The sequence below is a fragment of the Thiorhodovibrio frisius genome (assembly GCF_033954835.1).
Classification (GTDB): Bacteria; Pseudomonadota; Gammaproteobacteria; order Chromatiales; family Chromatiaceae; genus Thiorhodovibrio; species Thiorhodovibrio frisius.
Map to the genome: position 1 here is coordinate 723,379 of NZ_CP121471.1, position 15,672 is coordinate 739,050.

At 61.7% G+C, this 15,672-nt stretch carries 13 protein-coding genes and 4 tRNA genes; 13 read left to right on the top strand and 4 right to left on the bottom strand.

The features are described 5' to 3' along the window. Window position 1: 1 nt before the first annotated feature. Window positions 2–430 (bottom strand): DUF2782 domain-containing protein, encoded by a 429-nt coding sequence (locus Thiofri_RS03650; protein WP_009150359.1) that lies wholly within the window; start codon window positions 428–430, stop codon window positions 2–4. 226 nt (window positions 431–656) lie between these two features. Here Thiofri_RS03650 and bioA point away from each other — a divergent pair, with 226 nt between their 5' ends. The 10 genes from bioA (at window position 657) to Thiofri_RS03700 (ending at window position 7,955) form a co-directional block, all read left to right on the top strand. Then, the gene (bioA, locus tag Thiofri_RS03655) at window positions 657–1,934 is read left to right on the top strand and encodes an adenosylmethionine--8-amino-7-oxononanoate transaminase (protein ID WP_009150360.1); all 1,278 of its coding nucleotides are present in this window, start codon (window positions 657–659) and stop codon (window positions 1,932–1,934) included. Between the two features lie 102 nt (window positions 1,935–2,036). After that, window positions 2,037–2,576, top strand: a complete 540-nt coding sequence (gene ybgC / locus Thiofri_RS03660; protein ID WP_009150361.1) for a tol-pal system-associated acyl-CoA thioesterase — start codon at window positions 2,037–2,039, stop codon at window positions 2,574–2,576. Then, entirely contained in the window at window positions 2,566–3,240 is a 675-nt protein-coding gene (tolQ, locus tag Thiofri_RS03665; RefSeq protein WP_009150362.1) for a protein TolQ, read from the top strand. Before ybgC ends, tolQ begins: the two co-directional genes overlap by 11 nt. A gap of 47 nt (window positions 3,241–3,287) precedes the next feature. Next, on the top strand, window positions 3,288–3,728 hold the full coding sequence (gene tolR / locus Thiofri_RS03670; RefSeq protein WP_009150363.1) for a protein TolR: 441 nt from the start codon (window positions 3,288–3,290) through the stop codon (window positions 3,726–3,728). 60 nt (window positions 3,729–3,788) lie between these two features. Further along, a complete protein-coding gene (tolA, locus tag Thiofri_RS03675; protein ID WP_009150364.1) occupies window positions 3,789–4,763 on the top strand; it encodes a cell envelope integrity protein TolA in 975 nt (324 codons plus the stop codon). A 12-nt stretch (window positions 4,764–4,775) separates the two neighbouring features. Beyond that, a complete protein-coding gene (tolB, locus tag Thiofri_RS03680) occupies window positions 4,776–6,065 on the top strand; it encodes a Tol-Pal system beta propeller repeat protein TolB (protein ID WP_009150365.1) in 1,290 nt (429 codons plus the stop codon). Between the two features lie 37 nt (window positions 6,066–6,102). After that, the gene (gene pal, locus Thiofri_RS03685) at window positions 6,103–6,648 is read left to right on the top strand and encodes a peptidoglycan-associated lipoprotein Pal (RefSeq protein WP_009150366.1); all 546 of its coding nucleotides are present in this window, start codon (window positions 6,103–6,105) and stop codon (window positions 6,646–6,648) included. A gap of 1 nt (window position 6,649) precedes the next feature. Further along, complete coding sequence (gene ybgF / locus Thiofri_RS03690) at window positions 6,650–7,543, top strand: tol-pal system protein YbgF (RefSeq protein ID WP_009150367.1); 894 nt, start codon at window positions 6,650–6,652, stop codon at window positions 7,541–7,543. 144 nt (window positions 7,544–7,687) lie between these two features. Further along, window positions 7,688–7,761: transfer RNA gene (locus Thiofri_RS03695), tRNA-Cys, on the top strand. Window positions 7,762–7,870: 109 nt separating this feature from the next. Then, window positions 7,871–7,955 (top strand) — tRNA-Leu (locus Thiofri_RS03700). A 92-nt stretch (window positions 7,956–8,047) separates the two neighbouring features. Here Thiofri_RS03700 and Thiofri_RS03705 read toward each other — a convergent pair. Continuing rightward, window positions 8,048–8,124 (bottom strand) — tRNA-Met (locus Thiofri_RS03705). Between the two features lie 199 nt (window positions 8,125–8,323). On the opposite strand from Thiofri_RS03705, the gene Thiofri_RS03710 reads away from it, so the two are divergent. Together Thiofri_RS03710 and typA are read left to right on the top strand one after the other, a co-directional pair. Further along, window positions 8,324–9,382, top strand: coding sequence for a glycoside hydrolase family protein (locus tag Thiofri_RS03710; RefSeq protein ID WP_009150368.1), 1,059 nt, complete (start codon window positions 8,324–8,326; stop codon window positions 9,380–9,382). 247 nt (window positions 9,383–9,629) lie between these two features. Beyond that, window positions 9,630–11,459, top strand: coding sequence for a translational GTPase TypA (typA, locus tag Thiofri_RS03715; protein WP_009150369.1), 1,830 nt, complete (start codon window positions 9,630–9,632; stop codon window positions 11,457–11,459). A gap of 86 nt (window positions 11,460–11,545) precedes the next feature. On the opposite strand, the gene Thiofri_RS03720 is transcribed toward typA, so the two are convergent. Beyond that, the gene (locus Thiofri_RS03720) at window positions 11,546–12,736 is read right to left on the bottom strand and encodes a class I SAM-dependent rRNA methyltransferase (RefSeq protein WP_009150370.1); all 1,191 of its coding nucleotides are present in this window, start codon (window positions 12,734–12,736) and stop codon (window positions 11,546–11,548) included. Window positions 12,737–13,054: 318 nt separating this feature from the next. Continuing rightward, window positions 13,055–13,141: transfer RNA gene (locus tag Thiofri_RS03725), tRNA-Leu, on the bottom strand. Between the two features lie 251 nt (window positions 13,142–13,392). Here Thiofri_RS03725 and rnr point away from each other — a divergent pair. Continuing rightward, window positions 13,393–15,642 (top strand): ribonuclease R, encoded by a 2,250-nt coding sequence (gene rnr, locus Thiofri_RS03730; protein ID WP_009150371.1) that lies wholly within the window; start codon window positions 13,393–13,395, stop codon window positions 15,640–15,642. The last annotated feature ends 30 nt before the right edge of the window (window positions 15,643–15,672 follow it).

Below are 15,672 nucleotides of genomic sequence, written 5' to 3' on the forward strand. Positions count from 1 at the left end.
GCTACCAGCTAAAGAGCAACCACTGCGGGACGGACAGATTCGTCCCGCTGCGATTGTCCTCATTGTCAAGCTGGCCATCGCCATCGGTGTCAAACAGATAGTAGGACGCGCCGGCCTGGGGGTCGATCTTGACCATGTAGAGCTTGCCCTTGATACGATACTCGGTAATAACTTCCGATTCGGTTTCGGTAATGGTCACCTCGGGTTCAATGCCATCGCCCGGGTAGATGCCGGGCGCGGGTGCTGCCGGAAGGTTCGGCGTGGGCAGATAAATCGGGTTACCCCCCGGTGCCTGTGCTAACGCACTGGAGCCAAACCCGAGCAGCGCCACAGCCATTACCGGTGCCATTGCCAGTGTACGAAAGGATTGAGGGGACAAAGTCGCGATCAATATTGTGCCCGCGTCCGGGTTGATCGACAGGGTTTTCATGGGTTGCTCTCCAGCCATCAATTTAGCGACATGCGCGGTTGCAGCGCGCGGGCAGCCGCACACTGGGTTCAGCGTCGGGCGCATAGTTTAGTACGGATGCCGCTTGGCTTGCCGCCCGAATCTGCCATGCGCGCTAGACCGACCTGATCCAGACCGCGCTCTATCCATATCCGCCAGGCCCAGACCCTCTCGTCATAGAACGACCGCGCTACAGGAACAGACCAAAATGGAAGAGGACCAGCTGCTCGAACTCGACGCCCGCCACGCCTGGCATCCCTACAGCGCCACCCTCGACCCCGATCCGGTCTATCTGGTGCGTCGCGCCCAAGGCTGCGTGCTTGAACTGACCGATGGCCGCCGGCTGATCGACGGTATGGCCTCTTGGTGGTGCGTGATCCACGGCTACAAGCATCCGCGCCTGAACGCGGCAGCCAAGGCGCAACTTGATGACATGGCTCATGTGATGTTCGGCGGCCTGACCCATGCTCCGGCCATGGGGCTGGTCGAGCGGCTGGTGCGCCTGACTCCCGAACCCCTGACCCGGGTGTTTTTGTGCGACTCCGGCTCAGTGGCGGTCGAGATCGCGCTCAAAATGGCCATGCAATACTGGCAGGCGCGCGGCGAGCCCGACAAGACGCGCTTTTTGGCGCTGCGTCGCGGCTATCATGGCGATACCTACCATGCCATGTCGGTTTGCGATCCGGTCACCGGCATGCATCGCTTGTTCAGCGGTTCGCTACCACAACAGCTGTTCGCGCCGGCGCCTGCCCCGGCCTTTGGTGCGCCCTGTGCGGATGCGGACATCGCCGAGTTTGCTCAACTGTTCAAAACCCATGGCCAGGAGTTGGCGGCAGTCATTCTCGAGCCCATCGTCCAAGGCGCCGGTGGCATGCGCTTCTACTCGGCTGAGTATCTGGCTCGCGTGCGCGCGCTTTGCGATCAGCATCAGGTCCTGCTAATTGCCGACGAAATCGCGACCGGATTCGGTCGCACTGGACGGCTGTTTGCTTGCGAGCATGCCGGTATCAGTCCGGATATCATGACGCTGGGCAAGGCGCTGACTGGCGGTTATCTCACTTCTGCCGCCACCCTGACTACGGCGAGCCTTGCCGAGACCATTTCCGCTGGCGATCCGGGCGTCTTCATGCACGGCCCGACCTTTATGGGGAACCCGCTCGCCTCTGCCATTGCCAATGCTAGTATCGATCTGCTGCTTGAGGGCGACTGGCAGGCCAATATTCAACGCATCGAATCCCGGCTGCGCGCGGGTCTTGCACCTTGTCGCGACCTGCCAGGCGTTGCCGAGGTGCGGGTGCTCGGCGCTATCGGTGTGGTGGAGATGCGTGAACCTGTCGCCATGCGCAGCATCCAGCGCTGTTTTGTCGACCAGGGCGTGTGGGTGCGGCCTTTCGGGCGGCTGGTCTATTTGATGCCGCCATTTGTTATCTCCGACGAACAACTCGAGCGCCTTTGTGCCGCCATGCAAGCGGTGCTTGCCGCATGAAACCCATTGCGGATCAGCTACTCGCGCCATGCTGTGCCGACGGGCGCTTTCCGCTATGATGATGCGCCTGAATATTGCCTGTTTCACTCAGTCCAATCTCCCATGCAGGATGCTCTAAATCAAGGCGCGCACCAAGACATTGCCCGGCCAGTGGGTGGGGCAAGCCCTTTTGTCTGGCCGGTTCGCGTCTATTACGAAGACACCGACGCCGGTGGTCTGGTCTATCATGCCAACTACCTGCGTTTTTTCGAGCGGGCGCGTACCGAATGGCTGCGCGCCCTTGGCTATGAGCAGGACCTGCTGCGGGAAGAAGAAGACCTGCTGTTCGTTGCGCGTCGCGCCGAGATCCGCTTTCAGCACCCGGCGCGTTTTAACGACGCCCTCGTGGTGAGCGCAGCCATTGTGAGCCATGGTGGCGCCAGCATCAATTTCGCCCAAGACATCCGTCGCCAGGCAGATGGTCAGCTGTGTTGCAGCGCAACCTTCAATATTGCCGCTATCAGCGCCGCGCGCCAGCGGCCCAAGCGCATCCCGCCGCCGTTGCTTGCCCAGCTTTTTTCTCAGCCTTCCGCCCAACCTTTCGCCCATCATTCTGGCCATCATTCTGGCCAACATTCCGGAGAGACCGCCCATGGGCTCTGAGCTTTCGCTGTTTAATCTGTTCGTCAATGCCGGTTTGACGGTGAAACTGATTCTGCTGATCTTGTTGCTGGCCTCGGTGCTGTCCTGGGCGATCATTTTTGATCGTTCGCGGGTGCTGAAACAGGCCCGTAAATCGGCTGAAATCTTCGAGCATCGGTTTTGGTCCGGTGGCGATCTGAGTGCGCTGTACCGCGACCTTGGTCAGACCGAGGTCAGCAGCTCGGGGCTGGCGTCCATTTTCCGCGCCGGCTTCAAGGAATACGTGCGGCTGCGCAAGACCGATCCAGACGACACCATGGCGGTCATCGCCGGTGCCGAGCGTTCCATGCGGGTCGCCCTGAGCCGGGAGATGGACCGGCTCGACGCCAACCTGTCTGTTCTTGCCACCATCGGTTCCATCGGCCCCTACATCGGCCTGTTTGGCACTGTCTGGGGCACCATGAATGCCTTCTATGCCCTTGGCAATCTGCAACAGGCCACCCTGGCCGTGGTCGCTCCTGGCATCTCCGAGGCACTCATCTCCACCGCCGTTGGGCTTTTTGCTGCCATTCCGGCGGTGGTTGGCTTCAACCGCTATGTCGATCAGGTCGAGCGCCTGCACAATCGTTACGAGGAGTTCATGGAGGAATTCTCCACCCTGCTGCAGCGCCAAGGTCACCAATGATTTCCGGCAATAGCTGCCAGGCTGGCTGACTCCACACCGAGGCCAAGATGAAGCGCAAAGACCGCCGCAACCGCCGCCGGCCCATGGCCGAGATCAATGTGGTGCCTTACATCGACGTGATGCTGGTGCTGCTAGTGATCTTCATGGTCACGGCACCCCTGATCAGCCAGGGTGTCAAACTCGACTTGCCCCAGGCCCAGGCCAAACCGCAGCCGTCTGAGGATCGCCCGCCCGTCGTCATCCATATCGATCAAGTCGGCGATATTTATCTCGATCTTGGCGACGCCAGCCCGGAACCGGTGGATCAGCAACAGCTTTTCGAGCGGCTGCAAGCTGCGCTGCGTGCCGACGCGGAGCTGAAAGTCATGCTGCGTGCGGATGAGTCAGTGTCCTATGGGCGCATTATCGACGCCATGGTCGCCGCTCAGGCCGCCGGTGCCCCTAGTGTGGGACTGGTGACCCAGCCGCCGCTCGAGGAGACACCCTAAGGCTCATGGTCCTGGCAATCCCGGACAATGCAGCGGCTGTGATAGGGTAGACGGGCCGTCATGTGGCAAATTTTGGAACGCAATCCGCGCGCCTTTTTGTGGGCGCTGCTGCTGCATCTGACGCTGGCGATCCTGATCTTTAGCAACATCGACTGGACGCGTGGCGATCAGCAATTAGGCGCACAGGAAACCCTGATGGAATCCAGCCTGAGTATGTCGCCTGAGTTGCAGGATCGGGTCGCCCAGTTGCGTGACCCCCAGGCTTTCCAGGCCGCGCAGGAGGCTGAACGCCTCCAAGCCGTAGAGGAAGCTCGTCAGGCTGCGGCGGCGGCTGAGGCCGAACGCCAGCGCCAGGTTGAACAGGAAGCGCGACGTCGGGCTGCGATTGAGGCCGAACGCCAGGCAGAGCAAGAGGCGGCACGCGAAGCCCAGCGCCAAGCCGAGCTACAGGTCCGGCGCGAAGCCGAACGCGAGGCGCGTGTGCAAGCAGAGCGGGAAGCCCAGCGCCAAGCCGAGCTTGAAGCGCAGCGCAGGGCAGAAGAAACTGCGCAACGCCAAGCCGAAGAACAAGCTCAACGCGAGGCCGAAGAACAAGCCCAGCGCGAAGCCGTAGAGCAGGCTCGGCGCGAAGCTGAAGAACAAGCCCAGCGTGAGGCCGAGGAACAAGCCCGACGCGAAGCTGAAGAACAGGCTCTACGCGAGGCGGAGGAACAAGCCCGGCGCGAGGCTGCCGCAGCCGCAGCCGCGCACTCCCAGCAACTCGCAAACGAATGGGTACCCAGAATCAGCGCCCGGGTGGCACAATTCTGGATTCGGCCGCAAAGCCTCCAGGTCCAAGTCTCCACCCTGGTCCGGCTGCAACTCAATCCGGGCGGTGAGGTGGTGCCCGGCAGCGTCAAAGTCATCGAAAGCAGCGGCTATCCGGCCTTTGATACTTCAGTGGTTCGCGCCATCATGGACGCCTCACCGTTGCCAGTGCCCGATGGTGCTGACTTCAAGGTGTTTAAAGACTTCGATTTTCGCTTCAAACCTTAGGAATCCGCGATTATGCCGCGCATCGTCTCAATTCTGCTGCTCTGCCTCCTAAGCCTTCCGGCCCAGGCGCGCCTGACCATCGAGATCACCGGCGGCGTAGAGGGCGCCCAACCCATCGCCGTGGTGCCCTTCGGCCAGGTCGAGGGTGCCCAGCCCGGTGTCGATGTCGCCAGCGTCATCGCCGCTGATCTTGCCCGCACCGGCCGCTTCAAGCCCATGCCGACGCGGGAGATGCTGGTAACGCCCCATCGCGCCGAGGAAGTCGATTTTCGCGAATGGGAACTGCTCGCCACCAATAACCTGGTTATTGGCGAAATCAGCCCGGCCGAGGGCGGTGGTTATCGTATCGACTACAGCCTGTTGGATGTCTACGGCGGCAAAAAGCTGCTCGGCAGCAGCCTGCGCAGCAGCGAGAAGAGCTTGCGCCTGAGTGCCCACCGCATCGCCGACGCCATCTACGAGAAACTCACTGGCGACCCCGGTGTCTTCTCCACCCGCATCGCCTATGTTACCTCCACCGGGCGCGGCACCTCAGATGAACGCGTCAGCCTGCGCGTTGCCGATGCTGATGGTTTCAATCCTCAGACCATCGTCGACTCGCCCGATCCCATCATGTCCCCCGCTTGGTCGCCAGATGGGCGCAAGCTCGCCTATGTGTCGTTCGAGAATCGCCAGTCTTCGATTTATGTACAGGAGTTAGCCACCGGTCGACGGGATAAAATCGCCAGTTACCCGGGCATCAACGGCTCGCCTGCTTTCTCGCCTGATGGCAGCCGCATGGCCATGACGTTGTCGAAAGACGGCAACCCGGATGTCTATGTGATGAACCTTGGCAGTCGCCAGCTCTCGCGCCTGACCGACCACTACGCGATCGACACTGAACCGGCCTGGTCGCCCGACGGTGGCACCATCTACTTCACCAGTGACCGTGGTGGCCAACCGCAGGTCTATCGGGTCTCCGCCAGCGGCGGCGCGGCTGAGCGGATCAGCTTCGAGGGCGACTACAATGCCGCCGCCGAGGTCGCCCCCAATGGTCGCGCGTTGGCCCTGGTCACCCGCACCGCCGGGCGCTTCCGCATCGCCTTCGACCAAATCGGCGGCGGTGCACGTCGCCTGCTGAGCAGCGGACCCCTGGACGAGTCCCCCAGTTTCGCGCCCAATGGGAGCATGGTAATTTACGCCTCACAAAACAATGGCCGTGGGGTCCTAGCCGTGACGCCCATCGCTGGCGGTTCGGGGCAGCGTCTGACTCAGGACGCAGGCGAGGTGCGCGAGCCCGCCTGGTCGCCTTTCCTGCGCTGATGGTTCTTGTTTAATGCACCGACCGGGGAAAACGCCAATGCGCAATCAACATCTTTATCCGGAGAAACGCGTGAAAAATCCGCTGATCGGTCTGCTGGCCAGCTTGATCCTGATCCCTCTGCTAAGCGGCTGCCCGTCAACGCCGACACAAACAGATGCTGGTCTGACCGGGGCTGAGCTTGATGCGATGAGCGGCGCTCGGACCGCAGGGATCGATGACCGCCGCGGTTCGCCGCTGGATGATCCGTCCAGCCCCTTGTATCAGCGGGTGATCTACTTCGGATACGATGCCACGGCCATCGATCCGAAATATGCCAACCTGCTGCGCGCGCATGCGGACTATTTGGCCCGCACCAGCAATGCAACCGTGGTGCTCGAAGGACACACCGATGAACGTGGCACCCGCGAATACAACCTCGCACTAGGCGAAAGTCGCGCCGAAGCCGTGCGCAGCTTCCTTGTGGCCGAGGGCGTGCCGGCGCAAAAAATTCGCACCCTGAGCTACGGTGAGGAGCGCCCGGCCGAGATCGGCAGCAGCGAGCGCGCCTACTCGCTGTCGCGCCGTGTCGAGCTAGTCTACTAAGATGGGCACCTTAACCGGCGCGCGTTTTAGCCCCATGGCTGCCGGCCTGATCGCTATCGGTCTTCTGGTCGCAGCGCTGCTGGTTCCCGTGCCAGCGAGCGCCGACCCCATGCTTGAGGCGCGCGTCGCCAAGCTGGAGCGCATGCTGAACGAGCAGCGTCTGTCCGACGTGCTGCTCCAGATCCAGCAACTTCAACAGGAGGTTCAGGATCTACGTGGAATCGTCGAAAAGCAGCGATTTTTGCTTCAGCACCAAGAGCGTGCGCCAGGGCTCGGCGCCGGCGATGTTCCGAGCATAGAACCCGGCCGTCAGAGCACCGAGATACCGGTGCAGCGCATGTCGCCAGGTGCTGCGGGGTTGTTGCCTGCAACCGCGTCAGATCGAGATCAATTCTCGCGCCTGGGCGCTAGTCCGGGCGCGGGCACGCAGCTTGAACTCAGCCCCGAGGATACCTTGCTGCCACCACTGCCCGCAGCAGAAACCCAGAATGGCGGCGAGCGCGAAGCTTATCGCCAGGCTTTCGAATATCTCAAGGCGCGCAATGACGAGGGGGCGCGGGTGGCATTCGAGACCCTGTTGGAACAATATCCGCGCGGGGATTTCGCCGACGACAGTCGCTACTGGCTTGGCGAGATTAGCTATCAGGCCAAGGATTACCCTGAGGCGCGCGCCGCCTTTGAGCAACTGATCCAGGACTATCCGTCCAGCCCCAAGGTCCCGGGCGCCATGCTCAAACTCGGTTATCTCGATGCCGACCTAGGCGAGATCGACCAGGCCCGCGCGATGCTTCAGGCTGTGGTGCGAAGCTTTCCCGACAGTGCCGAAGGCCGCCTTGCCGCCAAGCGACTCGCCGAGATTGACAACAGCATGCAGCCCGATGCAGGCAGACGCTAACGCTCATGGTCACGGCCACCCCGGAGGATGAAGCCTGTTGTTTCATGGTAAGGTTGAGTGTTGCTCTGGAATCCCCTAAGAACCACCGCGCGGCGCAATTTGACGATGACAACCCGACTGCGTCAGGTTAAAATAGCCGATTACGGCTGAGTGGCAGAGTGGTTATGCAGCGGCCTGCAAAGCCGTGTACCTCGGTTCGATTCCGGGCTCAGCCTCCATCATTCGCCATCTGCGGGGTTATTTAGCCTGTCCAGGTGTGCCCTATCCAGATGTCGTAGCCGCACTTCTTGCGGCCCCTCCCTCCAAAAATCCACCCTGTCCGATCCTGCCCGGGTGGCGGAATTGGTAGACGCAAGGGACTTAAAATCCCTCGGCTTTTGCTGTGCGGGTTCGAGTCCCGCCCCGGGCACCACTTTATTGATGCTTGCGCGCTGATTGTTGATCATGTGCGCACAAAAAAGGCTTAGAGAATAGCCCTCTAAGCCTTTGTTTGCACGACTGAATTGGTAGCGGGGGCAGGATTTGAACCTACGACCTTCGGGTTATGAGCCCGACGAGCTGCCTGACTGCTCCACCCCGCAACTGAGCCAACCATCATAATGCGTTCGTCACGAAATTGCAACCGGTAGTTTGGCGGTTTCTTTTGGGCCGCCTGATTGTGATGACGAATCGCAATGACGACAAGGCATCGGAATCGCCCGGAGCTGGCCTTGGTGACTGATGGGCGGTTTTCTGGTCCTGGCTTGTTTTGTGCGACCAACACTTGAGAATGATGAGCCTATGGCCACTAAAGACGCGCGACCACCCGGTCTGACCTTGCTCCCTGGCCCCGCTGGTGCCTGGGACGATGCCCGGGTGTCCGGGCCGGTGGTGCTGCGGGAGGCCGATGGTCGTTGGCGCATGTGGTATTACGGCCGCGACACCGGGTTCGATCCTGAGATCAATTTGCCGACCGGGCGCTGCGGTTTGGCGGTTTCTGACGACGGACTGCACTGGGCGCGCGTTCTGGGGCCTTTGACCAATGGTGCTGTGTTCGAGCCGCATCCGGACCCCAAGCGCTTCGATTCCTCCCATGTCGGGGTCAGCGATCTGACCTACGAGAATGGGCTCTATTGGATGTGGTATCTCGGCGGCGACCAGCAGCGCACGCGCATCGGGCAGTTCGAGGTCAAGGGGCTACAGCTGCGCCCTGGCTGCGCAGTCTCACGTGACGGGCTGCACTGGTTGCGGTTGGAAGGGCCTTACTGCGGGGCCTTGCTCGATTTGGGTGCGCCCGGTGAGCCGGACATGGCGGTGTGCGGCTGGCCGCAGGTGCGGCGCTTTCCTGACGGAATCTGGCGCATGTACTACCACAGCCTGGACCCTGCGCGCATGGTGTTTGTTGTCTGCCTGGCGGAATCCAACGACGGGCTAACCTGGACTAAGCGCGGCGAGATTCTAGGGCCGGGGGAAGCGGGCGGCTTCGATGCGCTCGGCATCGGTACGCGACACATCTTTGCGCATCAGGGTCGCTGGCTGATGTTCTACGAGGGCGTTGGCGAGGGCGGCTATCGGTCGATCGGGCTCGCCATCTCCGACAACGGCCTTGACTGGCAGCGCCAGCCGGGACCAGAAAGCAATGGGTCGATTTTTACCCACGCCCCCAAGGGCTCGGGCCGCTGGGATGCCTTTGCGGTTGGCACCCCGCGCGTCGTAGCGCTGCCAGATGGGACCTTCCGTCTCTATTATGTCGGCGCCAATGAGACCCCGGCGGGCTTTGCCGACGAACTAGCCATGGTGCATCAGATCGGCGTGGCCATGAGTGACGGCCCCGACTTCACGCGCTGGGAGCGGTGGTGATGGCGTATAGGCCGCATCAGCGCCAGCCTTTGTGGATGTCTGGGATTTCACCAACAGCTAGGATGAGGTTACGAAAATCTTTCAATCAGGTGTTCGAGAGATCTTCGCCATGCGCGACGCGCGACGCGCGATCCGCTGTGGCCGCGGTCAGCTAGTCGCGCGGCCGCCGAGGGAACCAGCTATACTCGCGCCGGCGCGGCCAGCTTCTTGGCCGCGCTTTTTTTGACCCCTCCGGAGTAACGGTTCAGTGATCGAACGTCTGCGCAACATTGCGATTATCGCCCATGTCGACCATGGCAAAACGACCTTGGTTGATAAGCTTCTGCAACAATCGGGAACCCTCGGCGACCGGTTTGGCCCGGTCGAACGGGTGATGGATTCCAACGACCTGGAAAAAGAGCGTGGCATCACCATCCTGTCCAAGAACACCGCGCTGCGCCTGACGCTGAAGGACCAAGACTACCGCATCAATATTGTCGATACCCCGGGCCACGCCGACTTTGGCGGTGAGGTAGAGCGGGTGCTGTCCATGGTGGACTCGGTGCTGCTGCTGGTCGATGCGCAGGAAGGCCCCATGCCGCAGACGCGCTTCGTCACCACCAAGGCGTTTCAGCATGGGCTGCGGCCCATTGTGGTGGTGAACAAGATCGATAAGCCGGGCGCGCGCCCGAGCTGGGTGGTCGATCAGGTTTTCGATCTCTTTGATCGCCTTGGCGCGAGTGACGAACAGCTGGATTTTCCGATTGTTTACGCCTCAGCCATCAACGGCTACGCCGGCCTGAGCGAAGAGGTGCGCGAGGGCGACATGACGCCGCTGTTTGAGGCCATTGTCGAGCACTGCCCGGCCCCGGCGGTGGATCCGGACGGTCCCTTCCAGATGCAGATATCGACCCTGGACTACAGCTCCTTTGTTGGTGCTATCGGCGTCGGACGGATTCAGCGTGGTGTCCTCAAGCCCAATCAGCAGGTGGTTGTGGTCAAGCGCGATGGTGACCGCCAGCGCGCCAAAGTCGGGCTGGTCTATGGCTACATGGGGCTGGAGCGCAGCGAGGTGAAGGAAGCGCGCGCGGGCGACATTGTGGCCGTCACTGGAATGGATGCGCCCAACGTGTCCGACACCCTGTGTCATCCCGATGCGGTTGAGGCACTGCCCCCGCTGACCGTGGATGAACCGACGGTGACCATGACCTTTCAGGTCAACACCTCACCTTTTGCCGGCAAGGATGGCAAATACCTGACCAGTCGCCAGCTCAAGGATCGCCTAGAGCGTGAGTTGATTCACAATGTTGCGTTGCGGGTGGAGGAGGGCACGGATCCGGAAAAATTCCGCGTCTCCGGCCGCGGCGAACTGCATTTGTCCATTCTGCTCGAGAACATGCGCCGCGAGGGCTATGAAATGGCCGTCTCGCGTCCCGAGGTCATTTTCCGCGAGGTCGATGGAGTCATCTGCGAGCCTTATGAGCAGCTCACAGTCGACCTTGAGGAAGCCAATCAGGGCGCGATCATGCAGGCGCTTGGCGAGCGCAAGGGGGAGCTAAAGAACATGGTGCCGGATGGCAAGGGCCGGGTGCGCCTGGACTACGAAATCCCGTCGCGCGGGCTAATCGGCTTCCAGACTGAGTTCATGTCGCTGACGTCGGGCACCGGCTTAAAGCACCATGTGTTTGACCACTATGGCGCGGCCAATCAGGGTGGCATCGCGCCGCGCCGCAATGGCGCCATGATCGCCAACAGCCAGGGCAAGGTGCTTGGCTACGCGCTCTTTAACCTACAAGATCGCGGCCGGCTGCTGGTCGCGCCCGGCGAGGAAGTCTACGAGGGGCAAGTGGTCGGCATCCACTCGCGCGACAACGATCTGGTCGTCAATCCGCTCAAAGCCAAGCAGCTCACCAACATCCGTGCGGCTGGCTCGGACGAGAACATCCTGCTGACACCGCCGATCCGCTTCTCACTCGAACAGGCGCTGGAGTTCATTGAGGATGATGAACTGGTCGAGATTACGCCGGCCGCCATCCGCATCCGCAAGCGCTTCCTGAAGGAACACGAGCGCAAGCGCGCTAGCAGGGCAAGCAGCTAAGGTTGTTTTCGGGAGCAAGCTGGGCGCCACGACTTCGCCATCAAGGTGTCGGTGTCGTGGCGAAGTGATTCGCCGCGACCTCGGCGCTAAAGCACGCGCAGAAAAGCCGTTTTGAGGTAAGCCGTCTCGGGAATCGCTGGATGAATGGGGTGATCCGGCCCCTGCCCGCCGTCGTAAAGCAATTGTAGCTCGCGCCCGGCACCGCGCCCTGCTTGCTGCAAGTTGCGGTGGAAGGAGTCGCGACTCAGGTGGTGGGAGCAGGAAGAACTGACCAGCAAGCCATCCGGAGTCAGTAGTTCCATGCCCAGCCGGTTCAGGCGCCGATAAGCCAGCTCACCGTCGCGCTGATCTTTGCGTCGCTTGATGAAAGCGGGTGGGTCGAGAATGACGCAATTAAAGCGTTCTCCGGCGTCGCGCAGTTGGCGCAGCGCATCGAAAGCATCGCCTTGCAACAGCTCGCCGATGCGCTCGGCCAGCCCATTGCGATCAGCGCTGGCGCCCACGCGCGCCAGGGCCTCGCTCGAGCTGTCGATGAAGCTGACCTGCTCGGCCCCGGTTGCCGCCGCCGTCAGGCCCCAGGCGCCGAGATAGCAGAACACATCCAGCACCCGACCATTTGGGCGGAAGCGCTGAAGAGCAGCGCGGTTGTCGGCCTGATCGAAAAACCAGCCGGTTTTCTGCCCATGGACCGGATCGATCAGGAACTCAAGCCCGGATTCGCGCAGGCGAATCTCACCGGGGTCATCCCCCAGCACCCATTCAACCTGTTGCTCCAGCCCCTCCAGCGCGCGTACCGGGCTGTCGTTGCGCAGCAACAGGCGCTTGGGTCGTGCGACTTGCTCAAGCGCGGCTAGCACCTCGCCGCGCTCGCGCTCCATTCCGGCGGTAGTGAATTGCACCACCAGCAGCTCGCCATAGCGATCCACCACCAGCCCCGGCAGGCCATCGCTCTCGCCATGCACCAGCCGATAGAAGGGCTGAGCATAGAGCCGCTCGCGCAGTGCCAGTGCCTGATGCAGACGCGCGAGCAACAGCGCCGGGCTTAACGGCTGTGCGCGATCCCGGCTGATCAGACGCGCGCAGATCAGGGAATTGGGATTGACATAAGCATGCCCCAGCCAGCGCCCGCCGCGCGCAAACAGCTCCACCGGCACACCCGGCTCCAGCCCCTTGAGCGGCGAGCGCTCGGTATCGACCTCATTGCTGTAAACCCAGCAATGGCCAGCGAGCAGGCGGCGTTCCTGGTCTTTTTTCAAAAACAACGGGGTGGCTTTCATGGATGCGGCGATTGGTGGCTAGCCTGGGTTTGTGGAAGCTGATGTCCATCGGTCCTGCATGTCAACCAAAGAATGATGGTATCCAAGGCGACCTTTTGCTGGCAGGATGCGGACCATGCAGTGGAAAAATTCTTGGTGTGCCGGGTGTCCTTGTGGTGGGCATCGCCAAGTCTGAATCGCCCGCTTGTTGGCGGTTGGAGAATGGCGGGGCCGGCAGCAATGGCGGCCTGAGAGAAAAGCCCGATGCGCAAGAGGGTACCCATACCAGAACGGCCGGATCAAGGCTGGTCCAGAACGGCTTTAGAATTGATCGGAAGATGGTGCCGAGGAGAGGACTTGAACCTCCACGAGCTTTCGCCCACATGGACCTGAACCATGCGCGTCTACCAATTCCGCCACCTCGGCAGGGGGAGCGGTGCCAGCCAGAACGGCTTGTGCAGAGCCGGGAAGATTAGCCGGGCTGCCGGCGTCTGTCAACTCGCGCGTTGCCCGGTGACTTGATACCCAAACGACATGGATGCGGCCCAAAACCGAAAACGCCAGTGTGACTCGATATCTGACTGGCCGCTTTGATATTAAAAATCGCTTGTCAGCACACCCGGCGGCTTCGGGTACGTTAGACTAGCCGTTTTTCTCAGCCGGAATTATCTTCCATCGTGGCCAGACGCAAAAACTCCCAGTCCGCCAAAGTGCTTGACCCACACCGCGAGCGCGAGGCGAGGAAGTACGATAACCCCATTCCCAGTCGTGAGTTCATTCTCGAGACCCTGACCGAGCGCGGGGTGCCGATGGACGCCGCGGGCGTGGCCAAGGCGCTTAGTCTGTCCGACCCCGAGGAGCAGCTGGCACTCGAGCGGCGTCTGGGTGCGATGGTGCGCGATGGGCAACTGGTGCGCAACCGCCGCGATGCCTTCTGCCTGGTCAATAAGAAGGATCTGATCGCCGGGCGGGTGATTGGCCATCCCGATGGCTTTGGCTTCCTCAAGCCCGATGAGGGCGGGGATGATCTTTATCTGTATCCGAAGGAAATGCGCGCGCTCTTCCATGGTGATCGCATTGTTGCGCGGGTCACCGGGCGCGACCGGCGCGGGCGGCTCGAGGGTGCGGTGGTGGAGATTCTTGAGCGCAATACTCAGTCGGTGGTGGGACGCTTTTATGCCGAAAGCGGCGTTGGCTTCGTGGTGCCGGATAACAAGCGTATCCCCCACGACATTATTATCCCCAGCGATCGGGCGGGAGCAGCCACCAAGGGCCAGATCGTGGTGGCCGAGATCACTGATCAGCCCACCAAGCGCACCCAGCCGCTCGGGCGGGTGCTGGAGGTGCTCGGCGATCACATGGCCGCCGGCATGGAGACCGACATTGCCATTCGCGCCCACGATCTCCCTGTCGACTGGCCCGAGGCGGTGCTGCAACAGATCTCTGGCTTAAGCGAAGAGGTGCCGGAAGCGGCCAAGGCTGGGCGTCTGGATCTGCGCGATTTGCCGCTGGTGACTATCGATGGCGCCGATGCGCGCGATTTTGACGACGCCGTTTATGCCGAGCGCAAGCCCAAGGGTTGGCGGCTTTTGGTGTGCATTGCCGATGTCTCTGCCTATGTGAGCCCCGGGGATGCGCTGGACCAGGAAGGCCGTGCGCGCGGTAATTCGGTCTATTTCCCTGATCGCGTGATTCCCATGCTGCCGGAGGTGCTCTCCAACGGGCTCTGTTCGCTTAATCCCCAGGTTGATCGGCTGTGCATGGCCTGCGAGCTCTATGTGAACCGCGATGGCAAGGTGACCCGTTCGCGCTTTTTCGAGGCGGTGATGCGCTCGGCGGCGCGGTTGACCTATGAGCAGGTCGCCGCCATGCTCGAGGGCGACGCCAAACTATGCGATCAATATGCGCAGCTGCTGCCCCATCTGCATGAGCTGCATCAGCTGTTTCAGTCGCTGCTCGAGGCGCGTGGCGAGCGCGGTGCCATCGATTTCGACACGGTCGAGACCCAGTTCGTCTTCAACGAGCAGGGCCGGCTTGAGGGCATCGAACCGCGCACTCGCAATGACGCGCATCGCATTATCGAGGAATGCATGCTCGCGGCCAATGTCGCCTCCGCGCGCCTGTTCGAGCGCAAGAAGATGCCGGCGCTGTTCCGTATTCACGAGCAGCCCAAGGCGGAGAAGCTCTCCGACCTGCGCGAGTTCCTCGCCGAATTGGGCCTGAACCTGCCCGGTGGCGACAAACCCACCGCCAAGGACTATGGCACCTTGTTGGATTTAGTGCGCGAACGGGCGGATTTTCATTTGATCCAAACCGTACTGCTGCGCTCCATGCAGCAGGCCATGTACAGCTCGGACAATGTTGGTCACTTTGGCCTGGCGTACGAGGGCTATACCCATTTCACCTCGCCCATTCGCCGCTATCCGGACCTGATTGTGCACCGCATCATCAAGCATATTCTGGCGGGTGGCAGCGTGGCGGATTTGGACTACTCCAAGCCCGAGTTACAACAGATTGCTGAGCACTGCTCGGGCACCGAGCGGCGCGCCGACGAGGCCACCCGCGATGCCGCCGACTGGCTGAAATGCGAGTACATGCGCGACAAGCTCGGCGAGCAGTTCGACGGCACCATTGTAAGCGTCCAGGGCTTTGGCCTGTTCGTCGAGCTCGACGATGTTTATGTCGATGGCCTGGTGCACATTACTGCGCTGGATAACGACTTCTACCACTTCGACCCCATCGGCCACCGACTCAATGGCGCACGCACGGGCCAAGTCTATCGGCTCGGCGACCGGCTGCGGGTGCAGGTGGCGGCAGTCAATCTCGATGAGCGCAAGATCGACTTCGTGCTGGCACCCGCGGACAAGAAGTCCGAGGGCGCCAAGCGCTCCCGCCGTCGCGGCAGCCGTAAACGCGCCGCTAGCTGAACCGTGGTCGCAGCGGACTAGCGCAGAGCA